A 19,050-nucleotide genomic window follows, 5' to 3' on the forward strand; every position below is an offset into this window, starting at 1 on the left:
CCGGCGGGGCACGCCTCGCGGTCATCTGCGGATGGCCTTGAAGTTGACGACGGTCAGCTCCTTGCCGCCGCCTTTGTCCTCGTTCACGCACGAATTGTCCTGGCACCTCTGTACGCCCTCGGCGTCGTCGTCCCAGGCCAGGAAACCCGGCAGGTACCGGTAACCGAGTCCCTTCTTGCCGAACGAGACCAGCCGGTCGCCCTTCAGGTCGTAGGCCATCGGGAGCTCCGAGTGGCCGACCGCGGGGACGACGTCGTCCTGCAATCTTTCCTCCGGCGAGTGCAGGGTCACCTGATCCGGGAGGATCTTCCGCGAGTCGCCCAGCAGCCCCTGCGAGAACGGACCCGCTTTCATCATGCCGACACACTTCTCGTTGGTGCAGGAGACGCCCTCGTCACCCGGGAGCAGGCCGACGTCGAGTTTGGTGCCCGTCTCCAGGTTGACCACCCTGGTCTGGTTGCGTACGCCCTGCTCGCCGGGGCCGTAGGCGAAGGCCCATGGCCAGGCGTTCAGGTGGAGGTCGTCGGTGCCCTGGATCTTCTCCGGTTCGCCGCCGGTCAGGGGGAGGCGGTAGACGCCGCCCGCGCGTACGGACCAGACGACGTGGTCGGGGGTGACGTTCATGACCTCGATGCGCGCCTGGTCGCCGGTGAGCTGCGCGAGGCGCTGGGCCTCGCCGCCGGTCTTGGGCATGACCCAGATGTCGGCCCAGAGGTCTTTGTTGTTGGGCGTTTTGCCGTACCAGACGATGTGCTGGTCGTTGGCGTCCCATTCCTGGACGAAGTATCCGCTTCTGGGCTCGGGCACCGCGCCCAGTTCGCGCGTGGACTTGGTCGTCATGTCGTAGATGGCCACGCGTCCGGCCTTTTCGAAGGACTTGTCCGCGGCCAGCAGGATCTCCGTCGGGCTGATCGTGGCGACCGGGCGGTACTTCCAGCCGTTGGGCGCCATGATCGGGACCTTGGCGATCGCCTCCGGCCAGGCCGCGGTGACGTGTTCCCATTGCCGCGGTTCTTCCGCGGGCTCGCTGATCCCGACCGCCGGTTCCACCTGTACGCCCCCGCTGGACAGGGCGAAAGCCGTACCACCGACGAGGACGACGACCGCCGCGGCGGCCAGCGCCATCCGCGCCCACTGCCCGTTCCTGCGCCCGCGGCGGCGCGCGGCCACCGCCTCCGCCAGCCCGCCCGGCATGGGCGGGGCCTGACCGGCCGCCGTTCGCAACGTCCGCACCAGGTCTTCTTCGCTTCTCATCGCGCCTCCTGAAGCACTCGCTTGATGCGGAGCTTGTCCAGGGCGCGGGCCGCCTGGCTGCGTACGGTCCCCCGCGAGACGCCCATGATCTCGGCGATCTCGGCGTCGGAGAGGTCCTCGTAATAGCGCAGCACGAGCACGGCCCGTTGCCTGCGCGGCAGCTCCTGGAGCTCGGCCCACAGGTCGGCGTCGCCGTAACTGTCGGGCTTGCCCTTTTCCGGTACGTCGGCGACCAGGTCCTCCCTGTGCCGCCGGCGCCAGGCGTTGATGTGGAGCCTGGTCATCGTCGTGCGTACATAACCCTCGGGGTTGTGTTTGTTGAGCACGCGATGCCAGGCGTCACCCAGGCGCGCCAGCGCCTCCTGGACAAGATCCGCCGCGTCCTCCGAGTTTCCGGACAGCACATAGCCGTACCGGAGGAGGGCGTCCCCCCTCGCTCGGACGAACTCGTCGAAATCAGCTGTGTGGTCCACGTATCCAAGGACCGGAGGGCGGGCGCTTCTGTTGCACGGTTATTCGGGGACGTACAGGAAGAGCACCTCGGCGGTGCAGGCGGGGCGGCGCTCGCCCTCGACCTCGATCGTGACGTTGAGCGTGGTGAGCTGGCCGGCGGGGCTGCCCTTGACCGCGGCCAGCTCGGCCGTGGCGCGCACGCGCGAGCCGACCGGGATGGGCTTGGGGAAGCGGACCTTGTTCAGGCCGAAGTTGACCGCCATCGCGATGCTCTGGACCTCGACCAGTTCCTCCAGGAACGACGGCAGCAGCGACAGGCTGAGGTAGCCGTGGGCGATCGTGCCGCCGAACGGGCTCTGCTTGGCCCGCTCCACGTCGACGTGGATCCACTGGTGGTCGTCGGTGGCGTCGGCGAAGAGGTTGACCTGCTCCTGGGTGACGGTGCGCCACTCGGTCGGGCCGAAGGTCTCGCCGGCGCTCGCCTTGAGCTCCTGAAGGTTCGCGAAGGTCCGCATGGGTCGGAACGCTATTGGGCCTGCGGCGCGGCTGCCAAGTTCGCGGCCTTGCTGGCGCGGGGGTGAGTACTTCCTTGCGTCCGGGACGGTGTTGCGAAGATCTTTACCCGAAAGCATCGCGCAGGTGTTCGAGTGCGCGCTACAGTTCTGGGTATCGAATCGAACACGGGTTCGGCCAGGTGAGAGGGGGTGCCATGCTCGTCCAGACACGCCGTAGCTGTTTCTTCCCAAATCTACGACGACCGCTATACCCGGCAATAAAGTCCGAGAGCGTGGACCCCGTGCGCAATCCCTACGCCCCCGGTGCCGGACAGCGTCCCCCAGAGCTGGCCGGCCGTGATCGAGAGCTGCACCAGTTCGAGGTCGTGCTGGAGCGGGTGGCCCGTGGCCGCCCCGAGCGCAGCATGGTCGTCACCGGACTGCGCGGCGTGGGCAAGACCGTCCTGCTCAACACCTTCAAATCCATGGCGATGCAGCGGCTGTGGGGCACCGGCAAGATCGAGGCCAGGCCCGACCAGTCGATCCGCCGTCCCGTCTCCGCCGCGCTGCACATGGCGATCCGCGAGCTGGCGCCGCGCCACCGCGCGCCCGAGCGCATCGAGGAGTTCCTCGGCGTGCTCAAGGCGTTCGCGATGCGCGACCCGGCCGCCGCCAAGGGCACCTCCCACTGGTCGCCCGGCATCGAGGTGCCGGCCAGCCGCGGCCGGGCCGACTCCGGCGACCTGGAGATCGACCTCACCGAGCTGTTCGTCGACGCGGCCGGCGTGGCCACCGACCTCGGCGTCGGCGTCGCCCTGTTCATCGACGAGATGCAGGACGTGCAGGCCGCCGACATCTCCGCCCTCTGCGCCGCCTGCCACGAGCTGTCGCAGACCGGCGGCCCGCTGATCGTGGTCGGCGCCGGGCTGCCGCACCTGCCGAGCGTGCTGTCGGCCAGCAAGAGCTACTCCGAGCGGCTCTTCCGCTACGCCCGCATCGACAAGCTCGACCGCGACGCCGCCGACATGGCGCTGATCCTCCCGGCGCGGGAGGAGGAGGTCGAGTTCACCCAGGACGCGCTCGACGCGCTCTACGAGGCGGCCGACGGCTACCCCTACTTCGTGCAGGCCTACGGCAAGGTGGCGTGGGACCTCGCGCCGCGCAGCCCGATCACCGCCGACGACGTCAAGGTCGCCGCGCCGGAGGCCGAGGAGGAGCTCGCGGTGGGTTTCTTCGGCAGCCGGTACGAACGGGCGACGCCGGCCGAGCGCGACTACATGCACGCGATGGCCCAGATCGGCGACGAGCCGGTGGCCACCTCCGACGTGGCCGACGCGCTGGGCCGCAAGCCGTCCAGCCTGTCACCGGCCCGCGACAGTTTGATCAAGAAGGGTCTCATCTACAGCGCCGAACGCGGCCAGATCGCGTTCACAGTGCCGCATTTCGGGAGGTTCCTACGTGCCCAACCGATCTAACCGGCACTCCTAGCCCTCTATTGGGTTGTCTAGTGGGGAAGCTAGACAACCCAATAGAGCTAAATCGTCATGCCGTCCTACCGCTTTATAGGACGGTCTAGCGTCAGGCCGAGACTGGCGTATATTCCGGCATGGAGTCCGTGCTGACCACTGCCATGCGCACGGCGGGACGCCGTCCGCTGAGGTAGACGGCGAAGACGACGTCGTCGCCCGCCTGGTTCTGGAAGGCGAAGAACCGCCAGCACAGCTCACGCCAACTGTCGTACGGCTCCGCCGTCACGAGCCCGTCGCGGTGCGCCCGCCAGGCGCCGCTGGCACGGAGCCGGGCCAGCGTGTGGCTCTCCTGCGGCCCGGGGCGCTGCTCACACGGCGCCCGGTACCGGATCCGGTCGACCGCCTCCTCGATCTCGGGCGAGAGGGCGGCCAGCACCGCCACCCCCACGAGGAGGAGCCAGGAAGGGTTCGCGAAGGCCACCAGGCCGGGCACCGGCGCCCAGACCGACATGAGCGCCATCCCGGTCAGCACGATCGTGCGCCCGATCGAGCGGAGGCCCACCGGCGCCGAGCTGACCTCGCCGAAGCAGCCGCACCCGGCGTCGGGGCGGCGCCTGCGCAGTTCCATGAGGACGTAGGTGGACAGGGAGAAGAAGAGCACCGTGCCCCAGCGGAACAGCGGGTGTGTGGTCAGCAGCAGGCCGGCCACGAGCACCAGTTCGCCGACGGCGCAGCACACCAGGGCAGGAGCCTGCAGCTTGTCGGGCACCAGCACGGCGGGGCCCATGCGGCTGAGGGCTCCAGGTTCGCCTCCGGTGTACACGGTGGCGAGTTTGGCGACCGTACCCAAGACGAGGAGGACGATCAGCACCGGCAACTGTGATTCGAGCATGTGCGGTCACCCCAATCCGATCTGGGCATTGAAGCAGCCCTTGGTCAGTTCGCCCCCCAGTTCCACGAAGGTCGCGGGCGACAGCTCGGTGATCCGCCCCCGCGGGGAGGTGCCGCATTCCACGCACCGGTCGCAGAACCGACCGGCCAGGCAGCCGCACGCCACGATGGGCACGTTCGCGCTGCGCGTCGTACACAGGTTCTTGACCTGCAACAACGATCCGATCGACAGGTACGGCAGGCCGACGCACGACACCGCCGAATCCGGGCATCCGGCGTCGGAACGCTCCAGCATGGGATAGGCCGCGCCCCGCTCGTCCTCGTCGAAGGCATCGGCCCAGGTCGCGGTGCCCGAGATGCGTTGTTGCTGCCCCGCGTAGGCCGGCGGCGGCGACGGGACAGATTTGGCCGGGTAGGCGGGCTGCGAGGTGGCGGGCAGCAGGGCCTGGGTCTCGCCCTGGTCCCTGATGCCGATGGCGTCGAAGAGGTAGCCGGGTTCGAACTGCGGATGCCGTACCCGCAACCGGCCCGTCGTGCGGTAGGGGATGACGATGGTGCGGCGGCCGCGGTGCGCACCGCAGTCGAGCTCGACGGACAGGTCCTTGCGGCCGTCGATGGAGACGATGGTGCCGGTCATCCGGGTCACATCACCCCAGATCCGCTCGACGACCCGGCCTTCGCGCAACGCGCGCATCATGACCCGGCCGCCCACGGGCAGATCGGCGGGCGCGACGTCGCCGCCTCGCCACGCGGTCGCCCACGGCGCGATGACCAGCCGTTCTTCCTCGCCGTTCACGGTCTCGATGATGATCAGATGCGGGCTCACGTCGAGGATCTCGCCGGCCACCGCGGTTAACGGCGAACCATCCCCAGGATCCGGGCCCGGCACGCCCGCCTCCCGGCCCAACGCGGCCGCGGCGAGCGCTCTGCGCCGCTCAACACTCGGAAACCCCACGCGCATAGCCTCACACGAGATCCGGTACGGCAGGCACCGGACATCCCAGAAGAGAGCAAAATACGCAACCCCGGGGGAAGGTGGAGACATCCGGTGACGAACAAACTGCCACCGGCATGCCCCGACCTTTATGTTTGGCAGACCGAATCCTGAATTCCGGTTCAGCCCGAACAGGCCCGCACCCTGCGATTCTGGCCACGATGCAGACTGCCAGCCGGGAAGAGGAGTTCCGCGAGTACGTGACGTCTCGTGGTCCCGCCCTCCTGCGCACCGCCCACCAGCTCACCGGACACGCCTGTGACGCCGAGGATCTGCTGCAGAGCGCGCTGGCCAAGACGTACCTGGCGTGGGACCGCATCCAGGACCGTGGCTCGCTCGACGGTTACGTACGGCGGGCCATGGTCAACATCAACATCTCCCAGTGGCGGCGGCGCAAGCTGGAGGAGTACCCCTCCGACGAACTGCCCGAGACCTCCTCCGAGGCCGAAGCCTGCGGCGAGGTCCACGTGCGGCTCGAACAGGCTCTTGACCGGCTGCCCACGCGCATGCGCGAGGCGATCGTGCTGCGGTACTACGAGGACATGAGCGAGCCCGACATCGCCAGGGCGCTCGGGATCAGTGTGGGGACGGTCAAGAGCACCGTCTCCCGGGCCATGGCCAAGCTCAGGCTGGAGTTGTGCATTCCCGCTCAGCCGCCGCCCCAGCCGTAGCGCCGGGCCGTACGACATCGCGCATTTTGCGCAGGGCCGAGATGAAGGTCGCGCGCTCGTCGTCGTCGAGGAGGGTGGTGTAGCAGTCGTCGATGTCGGCGAGGTGGCGGGGCAGCACGTCGCTGAGCCGCTCGCGGCCCGCGTCGGTCAGCACCGCATAGGACGCCCGCCGGTCGGTCGGACACGCCATCCGGGCGACCAGGGTCTCGCGTTCCAGCCGGTCGACCACGCGCGTGACTCCGCTCGTGGACAAACCGGTCTGAGCAGCCAGATCGGTCATACGCAGGCGCTGCTCGGGGGACCGGGACAGCCTGATCAAGGTTTCGAAGTCGATCCAGGACAGGCCGGCCGCCTGGAAGACCGGGTTCATCCGGGCGGCCAGGCCGGCATGGACCTCGGCGATCAGGCCCATGGCCGTAAGGCGGGGGTCGTCAAAGGGGCTCACGCTCATACCTTATCCGACGATAGTTGACGTGAGGAATATTCCTCGTGTAGACATTTGTTGGCGCAAGCATCCGCACTGACTTCAAGGAGATCCCGATGACCACTCGCACCTGGGACGGCCTGGACATTCCCGCCGCCGGCACCTACAAGCTCGACGCCGCGCACACCAACGTGGGCTTCGTGGCCAAGCACATGATGGTCAGCAAGGTACGCGGCCACTTCGCCGACTTCGACGGCTCGGTCACGATCGCCGAGGACCCGCTGGAGTCCTCGGCCGAGATCACCATCAAGACCGCCAGCATCACCACCGGCCAGCCCGACCGCGACGGCCACCTGCGCAGCGACGACTTCCTGTCGGCGGAGAAGTTCCCCGAGATCACCTTCCGGACGACGCGCGTGACGGGGCACTCCGGGGAGGAGTTCACCGTCGTCGGCGACCTGACGATCCGGGACGTGACCAAGGAGATCGAGCTCAAGGTCGAGTACAACGGCGCCGGCACCAACCCGTGGGGGCAGCAGGTCTGGGCCTTCAGCATCAGCGCCGAGTTCGACCGCGAGAGCTTCGGACTGACCTGGAACCAGGCGCTGGAGACCGGCGGCGTGCTGGTCGGCAAGAAGATCAAGATCGAGATCGAGGGCGAGGCCAACCCCGCTTGAGCCGCATGCTTGTGGCCCTTGCCCACCCTGTCCACAGGTGTGGACAGGGTTATCCACAGGCGGTGGACAACATGCGTTGCGTAACCGCTTTGCTGCCTCGCCAGAAGGCCGGTACGCTGTCGGAAGCCACGTGGCTACCGGGAGGCTTCGCCTAGTCAGGTCTATGGCGCCGCACTGCTAATGCGGTTTGGGTTTACCGCCCATCCGGGGTTCAAATCCCCGAGCCTCCGCCAGGCATGGACTTGCCCCTCATGCGCGCTTCGCGCGTGGGGGGCAAGACTGTTTCTCCAGTCGAGCTAAAGCTCGACCCCTGAAGGGCCTCCCTACGGTCGGACTGCCCTCCTAAGTCCCACCCGTTGCCCAGCTAAGTGGTCAGCCAGTTGGATCCCACCCCGACCCATCGGTGCTCCGCTTCGCTCCGCGCGTCTCTCTCAAGCGAGCTTGCGCCCCATCCTGCCCAGCGCCCATATACAGCGGAGCATGACCACGGTCGAGGACGGCGAGTGGGGAAGGGACAGGTGACACGTGCCATCGCGCAACAAGGCCACCGACTTGATCCCTTCGGCCAGCACCGGCCACGGAGCCGGCGCTGGGTCATTGAGGCGCGCAGCGTCGAGCCGAGCGTCCGAGAGAACCAGGCCACGCCGTGCGAGCAACCCGAAATCCGAACCCGCTGGGGTGCGGCACCGTCGAGCAAGACGACAGCCTCGGGGGCGCCGCGATGAAATCCTCGTTGGGATATCCAGGGGCGGCTTCTGCCGCAAAGGTGACCCATGCTGCCTACGCCTCCCCGTGTGGGTAGAACGGACTAGCCAGCTCCGCCGTTGACGGGTCGCATTCGGCTATTTTCACCGTGGAGAAGGACTCGTCAGTCAGTTGGCCCACAGGGTCGCGATCCTCGGTTTGAAGGAGCTGGGCCACGCCGATCGTGCCCTGGGGGTGGGGTCTATTAATCGCGCTCTTACTACCCGCCAGCGACTCCTATTTGACGAGCAGTCCCGTGACGTCCACCGTAGCGGACACAAAGCCAGATACCGTTGCGCAGGTCGCGAACCAGAACAGCAGCGTATCCTTGCGACCACTCTCCATTCGTACTCGGATAGGAGGCGCCGATTCATCGAACACGCCTGTAGGGCTGACAGTCGAAGTTGAACGTGGCTCGCCACCCTCAACAAGCTTCACCGTCGGCCTCCGGTCTAACCCGAAGCGGGCGAGAAGCTTAGCCCATGTGTGGTTGGCCTGACTGCAACCGAACACGACTCCCGTCGTGGGATTCGGGCACCGACGCCCCTTGGCTGTGAGGACTCTACAGCGTGTGCGTACTTTGAATCCAGCTATCCAGAGTGGAATCGCTGCGGCAGCGGATAAGGACCAAGTAGCGCTAGTCCAGTCGCGCCGGCCCACGAAATATACGCCGAGCGCGATGGCGACAGCTTCAATTATAAGAACAAAGAAGGCCGAATTCCTCTTGGCGTTCTTCCTCGCAGCACCCAATTAAAGAACACCTCTGCTCGCGATCAGCTGATCAGCTATTCATCTTTCCTTATATATCAGCACACGGACTCCTTCCAGAGACCGGCCACAAATGACAGAGATGTAGTTCCATTACCCAGGGGATCGACTTGGTTTCGGGCCAAGGCGACCAACTTGATCCCATCGGCCAGCAGGCCGTCAGGATGCACGGTGCTCTGCGCCATCAAGGTGAGCGCTATCCCGGCGGCTGGCGGGATTCGAACGTCGCTGTCCAGTTCCTTGTGTGGGACCGACAGATCGCGCCCTCCTGGCCCGCGGCCACCTCTTCGATACGGAGATGGTCGAGCGTCCTCGGTCAGGCATCGTCTACCTCATCGCCGCGATGAAGGAGTGAGACAGACCTTGGAGATCGGCTGCGGCGAGGTCGTCGACTTGGGCATCCATGGGTTCGTCCTCGGCACGCGCAACGACGCCCCATTCCGCGAGCACCATTTCGACCAAGTGCTCCCTGTCTACGCCCGGGACAAACCATCACCATCGGCAAAGGCCTGTACGACGTGGTCGTATCGGCATTTCGCACGTAGACCGGACGCCTGCCAGCATTCACCGGTGATCACGGTTCGGGCGGGAGTAGCTTGACGCGCGTACCGTCCCTCCCGGCCCAAGGTCGTGCTGATGACCCTGATCACTGACTGCATCGCGTACTGGGACCACCAGGCCGCCAGCGTCACCGCCGACGATGACAGCACCCCCGAGGAGGCTCTGAAGAACGCCTTCGGCTGGACCCAGTACAACGACCATGGCCCTGACCACGAGTTGCTCGGCCAGGCCGAGACGGCGCTGGAGCTCGGGTGCGGCCGTGGGCATGCCGTCGCGGCGCTGGCCGCCGAGGGTGTTCAGGCGACCGGTGTGGATCTGTCGCCCGTCCAGGTCGCCGGGGCGCGGGCGATGTGGGGGCATCTGCCCAACGCGGTCTATACCGAGGCGGACGCGATCGAGTTTCTCGATGACACGGAGCAGCATTGGGATGCCATCTACTCCATCTTCGGGGCGATCTGGTTCACCGACCCCGATCACCTGCTGCCGCGGATCCGTTGGCGGCTGAATCCCGGGGGTCGGCTGGTCTTCAGCCAGGCGCCGGCCGTACCCGGGTCGTATGGTGTTCAGGGCATGTATGGCGCGGGCTTCCGCGGGCCGCAGACGTGGGTGTATCGCTGGGCCTACGAGCCCGAGATGTGGGCCCATATCCTGGCGTCACACGGCTTTAAGGACATCCGGGCCTGGCATGAGCCCGCTCCTGATCCCGACCATGTGGGCACGCTCATCGTCCAGGGCACTCGTCCCTGAGCCGCCCCGCCCGGTGCTCCGGCCCTGGTCGGCATCGTGGACCTCCAGGTCGCCTCTCGGGCGGCTTCGGGTTCGAGGGGGACGCCGGGCGTTTCGGATGCCCATCGTGTTGGGCGGCGGTCAGCGACCCGCCACCGATCTTGGGGGCAACTACCAGAGACCGCGCCCCTGTCCACATGTCGTTACGCGATAGCGAACTCCTGGGACCCAACTCGAGAAGATCACCAGAGCTGGGCGGCGGGCAGTGCTCGAATCTGTCCGACTCCTCGTCGGGCATACGAACTGAACACTCACGCAAGTGCCCGCTCTCCGCAGGATGGAGGGCGGGCTCTTTGCACATCGTGGGGGTGTTGCCAGATCGCCGCGATCAGCCATGGCGTGGGCAGGTCCCGCAGGCGAGTGCGCACGTTGCCGAGGAACGATTCGAGCAGCGCGCCTCACACCCAGGAGTGGCCGACGGCGCCCGACTCGAGGGCGGTGATTCCCGTCGAGTGCTCAAGGAGGGAGGCGAGCCAGGGGGAAGATGTGGTTGACCTCGGAGGGCACGTGGCTTGGCTGGGCAGACGGGAGGCTAGGGCGCCTTGTCCGGCGGGTGGGGCGGGTCGTTCACAGGCAGGATAGGGTCTGCGGCCATGCGGATCATCGAAGGCGCCGGGCAGTGGTCGGATTCGGGCAACGACTGGGTTGAGCAGCTCAAGGTGCCGGATCTGTCCGTGGGGACGTACTGCATCCCGGCGGGTGGCGTCGACACCCAGAGCCCGCACACCGAGGACGAGATCTACGTGGTGACCCAAGGCCGGGCCCGGATTGTGACGCCGGATGGCGCGGCGGAGATCGGGCCCGGTGCGGTGATCTTCGTCCCGGCGGGTGAGGAGCATCGGTTCGTGGACGTCACTGAGGATCTAGCGCTGCTGGTGGTGTTCGGGCCGGCCTATGGGTCGCGGGCGAGCGGTCTGGCCTGAATAGTCGCCGAGTATGGGGTGTCGGCCGATCTCCTCACGCCGGATCACACGGCTCAGGTTTCCTGATCATGTTTCGGCTCTGCTTCGCGGACGGCCAGATGTGAGGCGCTCGGGGTGGATGCGCCCGGCGGTCGGCGAGATCGCCAGGCTCTTCGATCTCCTGCGGCGACCTCACATCTTCGTGAAGCAAAGCAAGCATCGAACGCAGCAGATCAAGTATCCGAGGCTTTCACCCCGCCCGACGTGGAGCATCGCCCTCTGTCGGGTTCGTTTTGCAGAACTGGCGGTTTCTCAACTTCGCCAAGCGTAGGGCCTGCCAGTGCGTCAGCAGCCGCATAACACCTCCGATCATGCTGTGAATGCTGTAGACAGCACTCTCTTTCCTGCGTATGCTTCGACGAGAAGGGAGGGCGTTGATGGTGTACATCGAGGTGTCGGCTGACACCAAGGAGATGGTCGCGTTCGCCGCTCGTATGGCCAACGTCACCGAAGGGGAGATCGTGCGGCGCCTGATCGCCGACTTCTCAGCGGTCGAGGACGCAGCCCCGACCGGGACGGAGGGCGACGGGCTCTCCATCTACGCCGACTACGCAGGACGCAGAACGCGCGCCCGCTTCATCGCCCCGGCCCGCGTCGAGATCGTCGACGGGCCGCTCAAGGGCGAGTCCTACAAGTCCCCCACGGGGGCGGCCCGAGCTGTCGTCAGGCATTACAACCCCGAGGTGAACGACAACCGCAACGGCTGGATGTTCTGGGTGATCGACAACGGAGACGGCGCCCGCACCTGGCTTCAGACCATGCGCGCGGACTAGGACGACCGCCCGCGAAAGCGTTGATCACGTCTACCAGCCCTGATCAACACCATCCCAACGAGGCGCGGCGCCGCTCCGGACGTGTGTGGCCGCTGCCCCCATCCCCCATTCCCAGGGAGTTGACATGTCCTCCGGCATCGTCCGCTGCGTGACCCTGCGCGGCACAGCAGAGTCCGAAGATGTCCTGACCGCCTTCCTCAGCTACCTCGGAAGGGATCCGCACTTCGTCCGGATCGAAATTCCCGGCGTCCCAGGGCACCTTGACGTCGCCAGATTCGTCTTGGCCAAGGGGCTCAACCGGTCAGTGAGGTCTCAGGACTTCCGGATCGCGCCTTCTGACGACCCGGACGTGTTGTTCATCGGGATTCCCGCAGACCCGGCTCTGACGTTCTTGGTAGCCCGTCAGGCACTCGGCGCGTTCCTCGCAGAGACCTATGTACTGGTTCCGGCGGGTCAGGAGAACGAGCGGATCGACTGGGACGGTGAGTACGACCTCCTGATCGAACGAACCGAGTCACCCTGACCATCGTCGAGCCCACAGATCGCGCCGCGCGAGTTATGGAGCCGGGCAGGGAGTAAGGACGGTCGCATTGTGGGCGTCACAGATGGCGGGCGGATCCGAACGGACCTGCCAGTCGGGCGCGGGGCACGTGCAGGGCATCCGACGCGAGGAGCCGGGCGCGGGGCAAGGAGCCAGGCGGGGCCCCGCACCTGGGCGGGGCGGGCAAGGCTTATAAGTGGCGGCCATGTAGGCGGGGGTCATTGCAGGGCGCTCGACGCTTGGAAACAGGGCGCGGGCCGAGCGCGGGGCAAGGAGCCAGGAACGGGTAAGGATCCGGGCGCTCGGAGCTTGGAAACGGGGCGCGGGCAGAACCCGGGGGCGGGGTGGGTCCGGGGGCGGGGTGGGCGGGGGTTACAGGTGGTGGGCGGCTATGTAGGCGAAGGTCATTGCGGGGCCCAAGGTGGAGCCGGCGCCGGCGTAGCTGCGGCCCATGACGGGGGAAGAGGCGTTGCCCGCGGCATACAGACCGGGAATCACCGCCCCGGCCGTGGAAAGGACGCGAGCGTGCACGTCGGTCTTCAGGCCGCCCTTGGTGCCCAAGTCGCCAGGGACGATCTTGAGGGCGTAGAAGGGCGGGAGGAGCAACGGGGCAAGGCAGGAGTTGGGGATCACGGCGGGGTCGGTGAAGTAGTGGTCGTAGGCGCTGTCCCCACGCCGGAAGTCCAGGTCGCGGCCGCTCCATGCGAACCCGTTGAATCGGGTGAGGGTCGAGGCAAGGGCTGAGGCGGGGACGGCCATTTTGGCCGCGAGGCCGTTCCAGGTCCAGGATTTGACGACGGCGCCGGCGCCGTACCAGGAAGAGGGGAAGTCCAGTGTGGGCGGGATGTCCTTGAAGAGGTAGCGGTTGCGGTAGTTCTGGTCGATGACGAGCCAGGCGGGGATGGCGTCCCGCGCGTACATGATGTGGACCACGTCGCTGTACGGCGCCGCCTCGTTGACGAAGCGCCGCCCCGCCTGGTTGACGATCAGGCTGCCGGGCAGGGTGCGTTCGGCCAGGCAGAAGTACGGCTCGCCGGGCAGCGGGATGGCGGGTCCCCACCAGGCGTCGTCCATGAACTCCACGGCCGCGCCCACCTGGAGCCCGGCCCGGTGGCCGTCGCCGGTGTTGGCCGCGGCGCCGACGGTCCAGTCGGTGCCGATGGGCTGTTCCTGGTACTGGTCGCGCATGGCGTCGTTGTGCTCGAAGCCGCCGGAGGCGAGGATGACGGCGCGGCGGGCGCGTACCAGAGTCTGGGTGCCTTGGCGGGTGACGAGGACGCCGACGACGCGGCCGTTCTCCACGCGCAGGTCGGTCAGCGGCGTGTTGAGCCAGACGGGCACCCCGGCCTGGGCCAGGCCGGCGCGTAGTGCGCCGGCGAGCGACTGGCCCATGGTGAGCGGCTCGATGCCCTGGGCCTTGGCGGCCAGCCATCGGGCGGCGCCCTCCAGTGCCACGGCGGCGCCGCGCGGGTTGACGAGGGCCAGGTTGAGCCACTTGTAGTCGGCGCTGAAGATGACCTCGCCGGCGGGGACGGGGATGTAGGCGGGGTTGAGGTTGGCGAGTTCTGGGCCGAGGAGGTTGCCGTCGAACATGTCGGGCTCGATGGAGCGCCCGTTGGGCAGGCCGCCGGGGAGTTCGGGGTAGTAGTCGGAGTAGCCCTCCATCCAGCGGAAGCGCAGCGGGCTGTTACGGGTGACGAACGAGATCATCGCCGGGCCGTCGGTGAGGAAGGCCGCTTGCTTGTCGGCCGGGACGCCGCTGGGGCCGACCACGGCCGACAGGTACGCCGCCGCCTTCGCCGGGGTGTCGGGCACGCCCGCGGCCAGGATCGTCTCGTTGTTGGGAACCCAGATCCCCGCCCCCGACCTGGCCGCCGAGCCGCCGAAGGTCGCGGCCTTCTCGACGACGAGCGTGCTCAGCCCGCGCTTGGCCGCGGTGAGCGCGGCGGTCATCCCGGCGGCGCCCGAGCCGACCACGACGACGTCGAACTCCTGGGTGACGGCGGCCTCGGCGCGGGCGGCGTTGGCCCCGAGGATCAGCAGCCCGGCTCCGGCCGCGGTGCCGCGTAAGACGGTCCGGCGGGTTGGGTGGGGGTGTGCAGGCATGGCGGAACCCTTCACGAAGGAGAAGTACGGCCTCGCGCCAAGGGCCACAGCCACCCAAGCATGCGTTTGGTTCGATCACCTGTCAACCGTCAGCGGAACTTCCAGCCGGGCGGGAAGATGAGGGCCCGCATGCCGTGCCCCTCCAGCTTGGAGATCCACTCGTCGCCGGTCGGCAGGATCGTGCCGTCGCCGTCCAGCGCGCTCTTGACCGGCGTGTAGCCGAAGCCGGAGCCGAACAACCTGGCGGCCAGTTCGCCGCCGCGCGTCGCCGGGCCGGGCAGGGCGAGCTTGGCGGCGTCGTAGCCGAGGATGTAGCCGGTGTTGGCGGTCACGATCTTGCCGAACTCGGCGGGCGACGCGCTCACGTCCCGGCCGTGGGCCACGTCCACGGTGGCGTCGGCGGCCAGGGAGCCCGCGGCGTAGGCGGCGCCGTCGACCGCGGCGTAGTTCAGGGTGGTCAGTACGTACTTCGGGAAGGTGAGCTGGAGGATCCTGGCGACATTCCACAGGAACACCGACTTCAGGGTCTGGGCCAGCTTGACCAACCGGACGAGCTGGGCGGCGGCCATCGCCTGGGCCAGGCCGTACAGGGCGGTGGTGAGGGGTTGGAAGGCGACCAGCCAGAGCAACTGCATGATGGCCTTCTCGATCTCGACCAGGCGCTCGCGCACGTCCTCCACCATGCGCGCGTACGCCTCGCAGCCCACCGCGATCACCCGGCAGTCGTCGGCGAAGGCGTAGGGGAAGTAGCGGAGGTTGCCCAGATAGATGCCCTTGAAGGCTTCCACGCCTTCGCCCGAGTTGTTGAGCCAGACCGTGGAGGCGGCGGCGTTCGCCCTGGTGGCGATGGCCTCGTCACCCTTGTCCAGCTCGTCGGCCAGGTCGCGGAAGGCCTGCGCGGCCTTGCGCAGCTCGCCGGGCGGGATCTCCGGCGCGGTCACGCCCGCGTAGACGCGCAGGGCGACCAGCGAGCCCGTGCCGCCGGCCATGAGGGCCAGCAGCAGCGTGTTCACGGCCATGTGTAGACCGGGACGTCGCGGATGCGCAGGTCGTCGGCGAGGCCCCAGTCGACGGTGGCGACGTTGTGGCGCATCGCCAGCAGGCCCTCGGCGAGGTCGCGGTAGGCGGCGGCGAAGTCCTCGATCATGTCGGGCAGCTCCCGCCGCTTGGGCCCGTACCAGGCGACGAACGCCTCGTCCGCCTCCTCGCCCACGGGCCAGCCGCCCAGCCGGCCCAGGATCTCCTCGGCCCTGCGCACCGCCCCGGTCAGGTCGTCGGCCAGGTCGGCGAAGGCGGGCGCCGCCTGCTTCTTGAGCTGCTCGTGCGCGATCGACGTGTCTCGCATGCCGGACATGCTCCGGCCCAGATGTTACGGCTACCGCCCCACGAACGTAACGATCACGTGTGCGGGCGCAGGCACGCCTCGAAGACCGCGGTGAGCCGGTCGACGTCGGCAGGGGTCGGATCCTCGGGCCCGAGCAGGCGCCGCATGGTGCCGATTCCCAGGAAGACCGCGGTCGCCAGCCGGGCCCTGCGGTGCGCGTCCGCCCCGTCGAGCCCGGCGGTCATCGGGGCGATGATCGCGTTGCGGAGCCGTTCGCGCACCAGGTCCTGGATCTCGGGGTCGCCGGCCAGGCGTTCGAGCGAGCGCAGGATCGGGCTCTCGGGGTCGGCGTGCATGCGGGCCGCGGTGTACTCGCCCAGCCGCCTGGCCAGGCCCTCGCGGTCGCCCTCGATGACCCGGGCGACGGTGGGCTCGCCGGCCAGCACCTCGCCGAACAGCCCCGCCTTCGACCCGAAGTAGCGCCCCACCAGCGCGATGTTGGCGTCGGCCGCCGCCGCGATCATGCGGACGGTCACCTGCTCGTAGCCGTGCTCGGCGAACAGCGAGCGCGCGGCGCGCAGCAGGCGCTGCCGGGTGGCCTCGCGATCACGCGGCTTGGCCTCCGTGGCCGCCTCGGCGTTCATGCCCGAACTCTACCCGCGCGGAGGCTACTTGCCGCGCGGCTAGTAAACAGGCGTATACTCGCCGGGTACCCGAGCTCGTGGACAACAAGGGGGTGGGGGCGCTTGGCAGCCCAGGCGGCCGCACGGCGGCAGTATTCGCATCGCGAGATCCTCGAGGTGATGGCCGGGCTCATGCTCGCGATGCTCACCTCGATGATCTCGACCTCCGTCGTGGGCACCGCCCTGCCGACGATCGTCGGCGAGCTCGGCGGCCAGGATCAGTACTCGTGGGTGGCCTCGGCCACGATGCTCACGATGACGGTCTCGACGCCGCTCTGGGGCAAGCTGTCCGACCTGTTCGGCAGGAAGCTGCTCTTCCAGACGTCGCTGGCGTTGTTCGTCGCCGCGTCGCTGGCCGCCGGGCTCTCCCAGGACATGGGGCAGCTCATCGCGGCGCGAGCCGTACAGGGGCTCGGTGTGGGTGGTCTGTCGGCGCTGTCGCAGGTGATCCTCGGCGACATCGTCTCCCCGCGTGAGCGCGGGCGTTACTCCGGTTACATGGGCGCGGTCTTCGGGCTGTCCACGGTCGCCGGGCCGCTGCTGGGCGGCTTCATCGTCGACACCGACTGGCTCGGCTGGCGCTGGTGCTTCTACGTCGTGGTGCCGTTCGCCGCGGTGTCGTTCTTCGTGATCCAGAAGTTCCTGAAGATCGAGCACGTCCGGCGCGACACCACGGTGGACATCTGGGGCGCCTTCACGATCACCGCGAGCGCGAGCGCGCTCATGCTGCTGCTGACCCTCGGCGGCCAGGAGTTCGAGTGGAACTCCTTCTGGACCTACGCGCTGGCCGCGATCAGCCTGCTGATGCTGGCGCTGGCGGTGCTGTCAGAGCAGCGCTCCGGCGACCCGATCCTGCCGCCCCGGCTGTTCCGCAACCGCACGTTCGTGCTGGCCAGCCTCGCCTCGCTGCTGGTCGGCATGGCGATGTTCGGGGCGATGATCTACCTGCCGCAGTACCTGCAGATCGTGAAGGGGCTCAGCCCGACCAACTCCGGCCTGATGACGCTGCCCATGGTGGTCGCGCTGTTCCTGGCCGGCGTGATCTCCGGGAAGATCGTCACCAAGACCGGCAAGTGGAAGGTCTTCCCGGTCGCGGGGCTGCTCATCGTGGCCGTCGGGCTCTTCCTGCTCTCCCGGCTGCACGTCGACTCCAGCGAATGGCTGATCGGCTTCGACGTGGCGGTGCTGGGCGTCGGCCTGGGCCTGTCCATGCAGATGCTCATCCTCGCCGCGCAGAACGCCTCCGAGGTGCGCGACATGGCCTCGACGACCTCGGGCGTCTCGTTCTTCCGCTCGCTCGGCGGGGCGGTGGGCGTGGCCGCGTTCGGCGCGATCCTCACCAACCGCCTCAAGGACGAGATGGCGCGGATGCTCCAGGCGGCCGGGATTAACCTGCCCGCCGGAGGCACGCCGAAGCTGGGCAGCCCCGAGGCGATCCAGCACCTGGCGGAGCCGGTCAAGGGCATCGTGCTGGAGTCGTTCACGCGCGGGCTGGAGACCGTCTTCCTGGTCGGCGTGCCGATCGCGCTGCTCGGCTTCGTGGCCACGCTGTTCCTCAAGGAACTGCCGCTGCGCACCAACCAGCCCGCCCCCACGCAGGAACCGCTCACCAAGGACGACATGGTCCTGGCCGGGCTGCTGCTCGAACTCATCGCCCAGCGCGTCGAGAACGCCGACGGCCGCCCCTCCGCCCTGCTCACCGCCGTCGCCAGGATGGCCCCGCCGGACGGCCGCCCAGAGCGCGAACGCGCCAGATCCGTGGCGCACGACGTGCTCCGCCCGACCTCACGGGCGCTCATCACACAGGCGGCGCCACCCGAGAAAGAGAGAGTCACCCTATGATCCGCAAGTTCGCAGGCGCGGTCACGGCCGCCCTGGCGCTGCTCGCCGGGCTGTGGCTGATGATCGCCCCGTTCGCCCTGGGCACCCAGCCCGAGGGCGCCGACTGGACGAACACCACCACCTCGGAGTTCTTCACCGGTCTGGGCGTGGCCGTCGTCGCGCTCGCCGGCGCGCTCGCGTTCGTCGCCGCGATCCGCGAGGAGCTCCTCGCGCGCGGCCTGGTGACGGTACGGCAGCGCCCCGCCGAACCCGAGCCCGCCCCCGCCGCCCCGCAGGGCGCGTCCTCCGCGGAACTGGCCACGATGCTGGCCCCGCTGGTCGAGGCGCTGCGCGAGGACATGAGGACCCGGCAGAACGGCACGCTGGCAGAGGAGAAGCGATGAAGGCGAAGCTGGGCGTAGGCGCCCTGGTGCTGTTGTTCCTCGGCGGCCTGTGGCTGGTCGCCGCCCCGTTCGCGGTCGGCTACCAGCCGCGCGGAGCGGCGTACGCCGACGCGACCGTCAACGACCTGTGGGTCGGCGCGATCCTGGCGGGGGTGTCGTTCGCCGCGCTGGTGGCCTACGCCGCCGACGCCCTGCGCGAACTGGCCCGCCGCGGCCGCCACGTGGCCGAGAAGCGCTGACCAGGGGCCCG

At 68.2% G+C, this 19,050-nt stretch carries 20 protein-coding genes and 1 tRNA gene; 11 read left to right on the plus strand and 10 right to left on the minus strand.

Annotation, left to right across the window (positions count from 1 at the left end):
- Nucleotides 1-21: 21 nt before the first annotated feature.
- The 3 genes from ACIBEJ_RS39035 to ACIBEJ_RS39045 are packed head-to-tail and all read right to left on the minus strand — an operon-like array spanning nt 22 to nt 2,222.
- Entirely contained in the window at nt 22-1,254 is a 1,233-nt protein-coding gene (locus ACIBEJ_RS39035; protein WP_397187987.1) for a hypothetical protein, read from the minus strand.
- On the minus strand, nt 1,251-1,727 hold the full coding sequence (locus ACIBEJ_RS39040; RefSeq protein WP_397187988.1) for a SigE family RNA polymerase sigma factor: 477 nt from the start codon (nt 1,725-1,727) through the stop codon (nt 1,251-1,253). Before ACIBEJ_RS39040 ends, ACIBEJ_RS39035 begins: the two co-directional genes overlap by 4 nt.
- A gap of 39 nt (nt 1,728-1,766) precedes the next feature.
- Nucleotides 1,767-2,222: a MaoC family dehydratase gene (locus ACIBEJ_RS39045; RefSeq protein ID WP_397187989.1), complete on the minus strand. Its 456-nt coding sequence runs from the start codon at nt 2,220-2,222 to the stop codon at nt 1,767-1,769.
- A gap of 272 nt (nt 2,223-2,494) precedes the next feature.
- Here ACIBEJ_RS39045 and ACIBEJ_RS39050 point away from each other — a divergent pair, with 272 nt between their 5' ends.
- Nucleotides 2,495-3,676 (plus strand): AAA family ATPase, encoded by a 1,182-nt coding sequence (locus ACIBEJ_RS39050; RefSeq protein ID WP_397187990.1) that lies wholly within the window; start codon nt 2,495-2,497, stop codon nt 3,674-3,676.
- A 103-nt stretch (nt 3,677-3,779) separates the two neighbouring features.
- Here the strand turns inward: ACIBEJ_RS39050 and ACIBEJ_RS39055 are convergent, their stop codons facing one another.
- Both ACIBEJ_RS39055 and ACIBEJ_RS39060 read right to left on the minus strand, forming a co-directional pair.
- Nucleotides 3,780-4,562, minus strand: a complete 783-nt coding sequence (locus tag ACIBEJ_RS39055; protein ID WP_397187991.1) for a MauE/DoxX family redox-associated membrane protein — start codon at nt 4,560-4,562, stop codon at nt 3,780-3,782.
- Nucleotides 4,563-4,568: 6 nt separating this feature from the next.
- A complete protein-coding gene (locus ACIBEJ_RS39060) occupies nt 4,569-5,516 on the minus strand; it encodes a hypothetical protein (protein WP_397187992.1) in 948 nt (315 codons plus the stop codon).
- A gap of 200 nt (nt 5,517-5,716) precedes the next feature.
- On the opposite strand from ACIBEJ_RS39060, the gene ACIBEJ_RS39065 reads away from it, so the two are divergent.
- Nucleotides 5,717-6,226: a SigE family RNA polymerase sigma factor gene (locus ACIBEJ_RS39065; protein WP_397187993.1), complete on the plus strand. Its 510-nt coding sequence runs from the start codon at nt 5,717-5,719 to the stop codon at nt 6,224-6,226.
- Here ACIBEJ_RS39065 and ACIBEJ_RS39070 read toward each other — a convergent pair.
- A complete protein-coding gene (locus tag ACIBEJ_RS39070; RefSeq protein ID WP_397187994.1) occupies nt 6,180-6,677 on the minus strand; it encodes a MarR family winged helix-turn-helix transcriptional regulator in 498 nt (165 codons plus the stop codon). The two genes, ACIBEJ_RS39065 and ACIBEJ_RS39070, sit on opposite strands and share 47 nt — an antisense overlap.
- An 89-nt stretch (nt 6,678-6,766) precedes the next feature.
- Here ACIBEJ_RS39070 and ACIBEJ_RS39075 point away from each other — a divergent pair, with 89 nt between their 5' ends.
- The 6 genes from ACIBEJ_RS39075 (at nt 6,767) to ACIBEJ_RS39100 (ending at nt 12,444) form a co-directional block, all read left to right on the plus strand.
- Nucleotides 6,767-7,327 (plus strand): YceI family protein, encoded by a 561-nt coding sequence (locus ACIBEJ_RS39075; protein ID WP_397187995.1) that lies wholly within the window; start codon nt 6,767-6,769, stop codon nt 7,325-7,327.
- A gap of 140 nt (nt 7,328-7,467) precedes the next feature.
- Nucleotides 7,468-7,560, plus strand: a tRNA-Ser gene (locus tag ACIBEJ_RS39080).
- Nucleotides 7,561-9,475: 1,915 nt separating this feature from the next.
- Complete coding sequence (locus ACIBEJ_RS39085; RefSeq protein ID WP_397187996.1) at nt 9,476-10,147, plus strand: class I SAM-dependent methyltransferase; 672 nt, start codon at nt 9,476-9,478, stop codon at nt 10,145-10,147.
- Nucleotides 10,148-10,779: 632 nt separating this feature from the next.
- Nucleotides 10,780-11,109, plus strand: coding sequence for a cupin domain-containing protein (locus tag ACIBEJ_RS39090; RefSeq protein WP_397187997.1), 330 nt, complete (start codon nt 10,780-10,782; stop codon nt 11,107-11,109).
- 416 nt (nt 11,110-11,525) lie between these two features.
- Complete coding sequence (locus ACIBEJ_RS39095) at nt 11,526-11,921, plus strand: hypothetical protein (RefSeq protein WP_397187998.1); 396 nt, start codon at nt 11,526-11,528, stop codon at nt 11,919-11,921.
- Nucleotides 11,922-12,045: 124 nt separating this feature from the next.
- On the plus strand, nt 12,046-12,444 hold the full coding sequence (locus ACIBEJ_RS39100) for an SsgA family sporulation/cell division regulator (protein ID WP_397187999.1): 399 nt from the start codon (nt 12,046-12,048) through the stop codon (nt 12,442-12,444).
- A gap of 390 nt (nt 12,445-12,834) precedes the next feature.
- On the opposite strand, the gene kstD is transcribed toward ACIBEJ_RS39100, so the two are convergent.
- The 4 genes from kstD to ACIBEJ_RS39120 all read right to left on the minus strand — a co-directional run bounded on the left by kstD (nt 12,835) and on the right by ACIBEJ_RS39120 (nt 16,536).
- Nucleotides 12,835-14,568: a 3-oxosteroid 1-dehydrogenase gene (gene kstD, locus ACIBEJ_RS39105; protein WP_397188000.1), complete on the minus strand. Its 1,734-nt coding sequence runs from the start codon at nt 14,566-14,568 to the stop codon at nt 12,835-12,837.
- Nucleotides 14,569-14,657: 89 nt separating this feature from the next.
- Nucleotides 14,658-15,587, minus strand: a complete 930-nt coding sequence (locus ACIBEJ_RS39110) for a hypothetical protein (protein ID WP_397188001.1) — start codon at nt 15,585-15,587, stop codon at nt 14,658-14,660.
- Nucleotides 15,578-15,913, minus strand: coding sequence for a hypothetical protein (locus ACIBEJ_RS39115; RefSeq protein ID WP_397188002.1), 336 nt, complete (start codon nt 15,911-15,913; stop codon nt 15,578-15,580). The genes ACIBEJ_RS39110 and ACIBEJ_RS39115 overlap by 10 nt, the downstream gene beginning before the upstream one ends.
- A gap of 53 nt (nt 15,914-15,966) precedes the next feature.
- Nucleotides 15,967-16,536, minus strand: a complete 570-nt coding sequence (locus ACIBEJ_RS39120; protein ID WP_397188003.1) for a TetR family transcriptional regulator — start codon at nt 16,534-16,536, stop codon at nt 15,967-15,969.
- Between the two features lie 102 nt (nt 16,537-16,638).
- Here ACIBEJ_RS39120 and ACIBEJ_RS39125 point away from each other — a divergent pair, with 102 nt between their 5' ends.
- From ACIBEJ_RS39125 to ACIBEJ_RS39135, 3 genes are read left to right on the plus strand one after another with little or no spacing between them, the layout of a single operon-like run.
- Complete coding sequence (locus tag ACIBEJ_RS39125; RefSeq protein WP_397188004.1) at nt 16,639-18,417, plus strand: MDR family MFS transporter; 1,779 nt, start codon at nt 16,639-16,641, stop codon at nt 18,415-18,417.
- Nucleotides 18,414-18,800, plus strand: a complete 387-nt coding sequence (locus tag ACIBEJ_RS39130; protein WP_397188005.1) for a hypothetical protein — start codon at nt 18,414-18,416, stop codon at nt 18,798-18,800. Before ACIBEJ_RS39125 ends, ACIBEJ_RS39130 begins: the two co-directional genes overlap by 4 nt.
- Nucleotides 18,797-19,039 (plus strand): hypothetical protein, encoded by a 243-nt coding sequence (locus tag ACIBEJ_RS39135; protein ID WP_397188006.1) that lies wholly within the window; start codon nt 18,797-18,799, stop codon nt 19,037-19,039. The genes ACIBEJ_RS39130 and ACIBEJ_RS39135 overlap by 4 nt, the downstream gene beginning before the upstream one ends.
- The last annotated feature ends 11 nt before the right edge of the window (nt 19,040-19,050 follow it).

Origin of the sequence: Nonomuraea sp. NPDC050790 (genome assembly GCF_044456745.1) — a bacterium.
Classification (GTDB): domain Bacteria; phylum Actinomycetota; class Actinomycetes; order Streptosporangiales; family Streptosporangiaceae; genus Nonomuraea.

Excerpts from the sequence above, each read along its gene's own strand:
- ACIBEJ_RS39045 (WP_397187989.1), bottom strand. The coding sequence starts at position 2,222 with ATGCGGACCTTCGCGAACCTTCAGGAGCTCAAGGCGAGCGCCGGCGAG.
- ACIBEJ_RS39090 (WP_397187997.1), top strand. The coding sequence starts at position 10,780 with ATGCGGATCATCGAAGGCGCCGGGCAGTGGTCGGATTCGGGCAACGAC.
- ACIBEJ_RS39130 (WP_397188005.1), top strand. The coding sequence starts at position 18,414 with ATGATCCGCAAGTTCGCAGGCGCGGTCACGGCCGCCCTGGCGCTGCTC.
- ACIBEJ_RS39110 (WP_397188001.1), bottom strand. The coding sequence starts at position 15,587 with ATGGCCGTGAACACGCTGCTGCTGGCCCTCATGGCCGGCGGCACGGGC.
- kstD (WP_397188000.1), bottom strand. The coding sequence starts at position 14,568 with ATGCCTGCACACCCCCACCCAACCCGCCGGACCGTCTTACGCGGCACC.
- ACIBEJ_RS39085 (WP_397187996.1), top strand. The coding sequence starts at position 9,476 with ATGACCCTGATCACTGACTGCATCGCGTACTGGGACCACCAGGCCGCC.
- ACIBEJ_RS39055 (WP_397187991.1), bottom strand. The coding sequence starts at position 4,562 with ATGCTCGAATCACAGTTGCCGGTGCTGATCGTCCTCCTCGTCTTGGGT.
- ACIBEJ_RS39120 (WP_397188003.1), bottom strand. The coding sequence starts at position 16,536 with ATGAACGCCGAGGCGGCCACGGAGGCCAAGCCGCGTGATCGCGAGGCC.
- ACIBEJ_RS39070 (WP_397187994.1), bottom strand. The coding sequence starts at position 6,677 with ATGAGCGTGAGCCCCTTTGACGACCCCCGCCTTACGGCCATGGGCCTG.
- ACIBEJ_RS39075 (WP_397187995.1), top strand. The coding sequence starts at position 6,767 with ATGACCACTCGCACCTGGGACGGCCTGGACATTCCCGCCGCCGGCACC.
- ACIBEJ_RS39065 (WP_397187993.1), top strand. The coding sequence starts at position 5,717 with ATGCAGACTGCCAGCCGGGAAGAGGAGTTCCGCGAGTACGTGACGTCT.
- ACIBEJ_RS39095 (WP_397187998.1), top strand. The coding sequence starts at position 11,526 with ATGGTGTACATCGAGGTGTCGGCTGACACCAAGGAGATGGTCGCGTTC.
- ACIBEJ_RS39035 (WP_397187987.1), bottom strand. The coding sequence starts at position 1,254 with ATGAGAAGCGAAGAAGACCTGGTGCGGACGTTGCGAACGGCGGCCGGT.
- ACIBEJ_RS39135 (WP_397188006.1), top strand. The coding sequence starts at position 18,797 with ATGAAGGCGAAGCTGGGCGTAGGCGCCCTGGTGCTGTTGTTCCTCGGC.
- ACIBEJ_RS39115 (WP_397188002.1), bottom strand. The coding sequence starts at position 15,913 with ATGCGAGACACGTCGATCGCGCACGAGCAGCTCAAGAAGCAGGCGGCG.
- ACIBEJ_RS39100 (WP_397187999.1), top strand. The coding sequence starts at position 12,046 with ATGTCCTCCGGCATCGTCCGCTGCGTGACCCTGCGCGGCACAGCAGAG.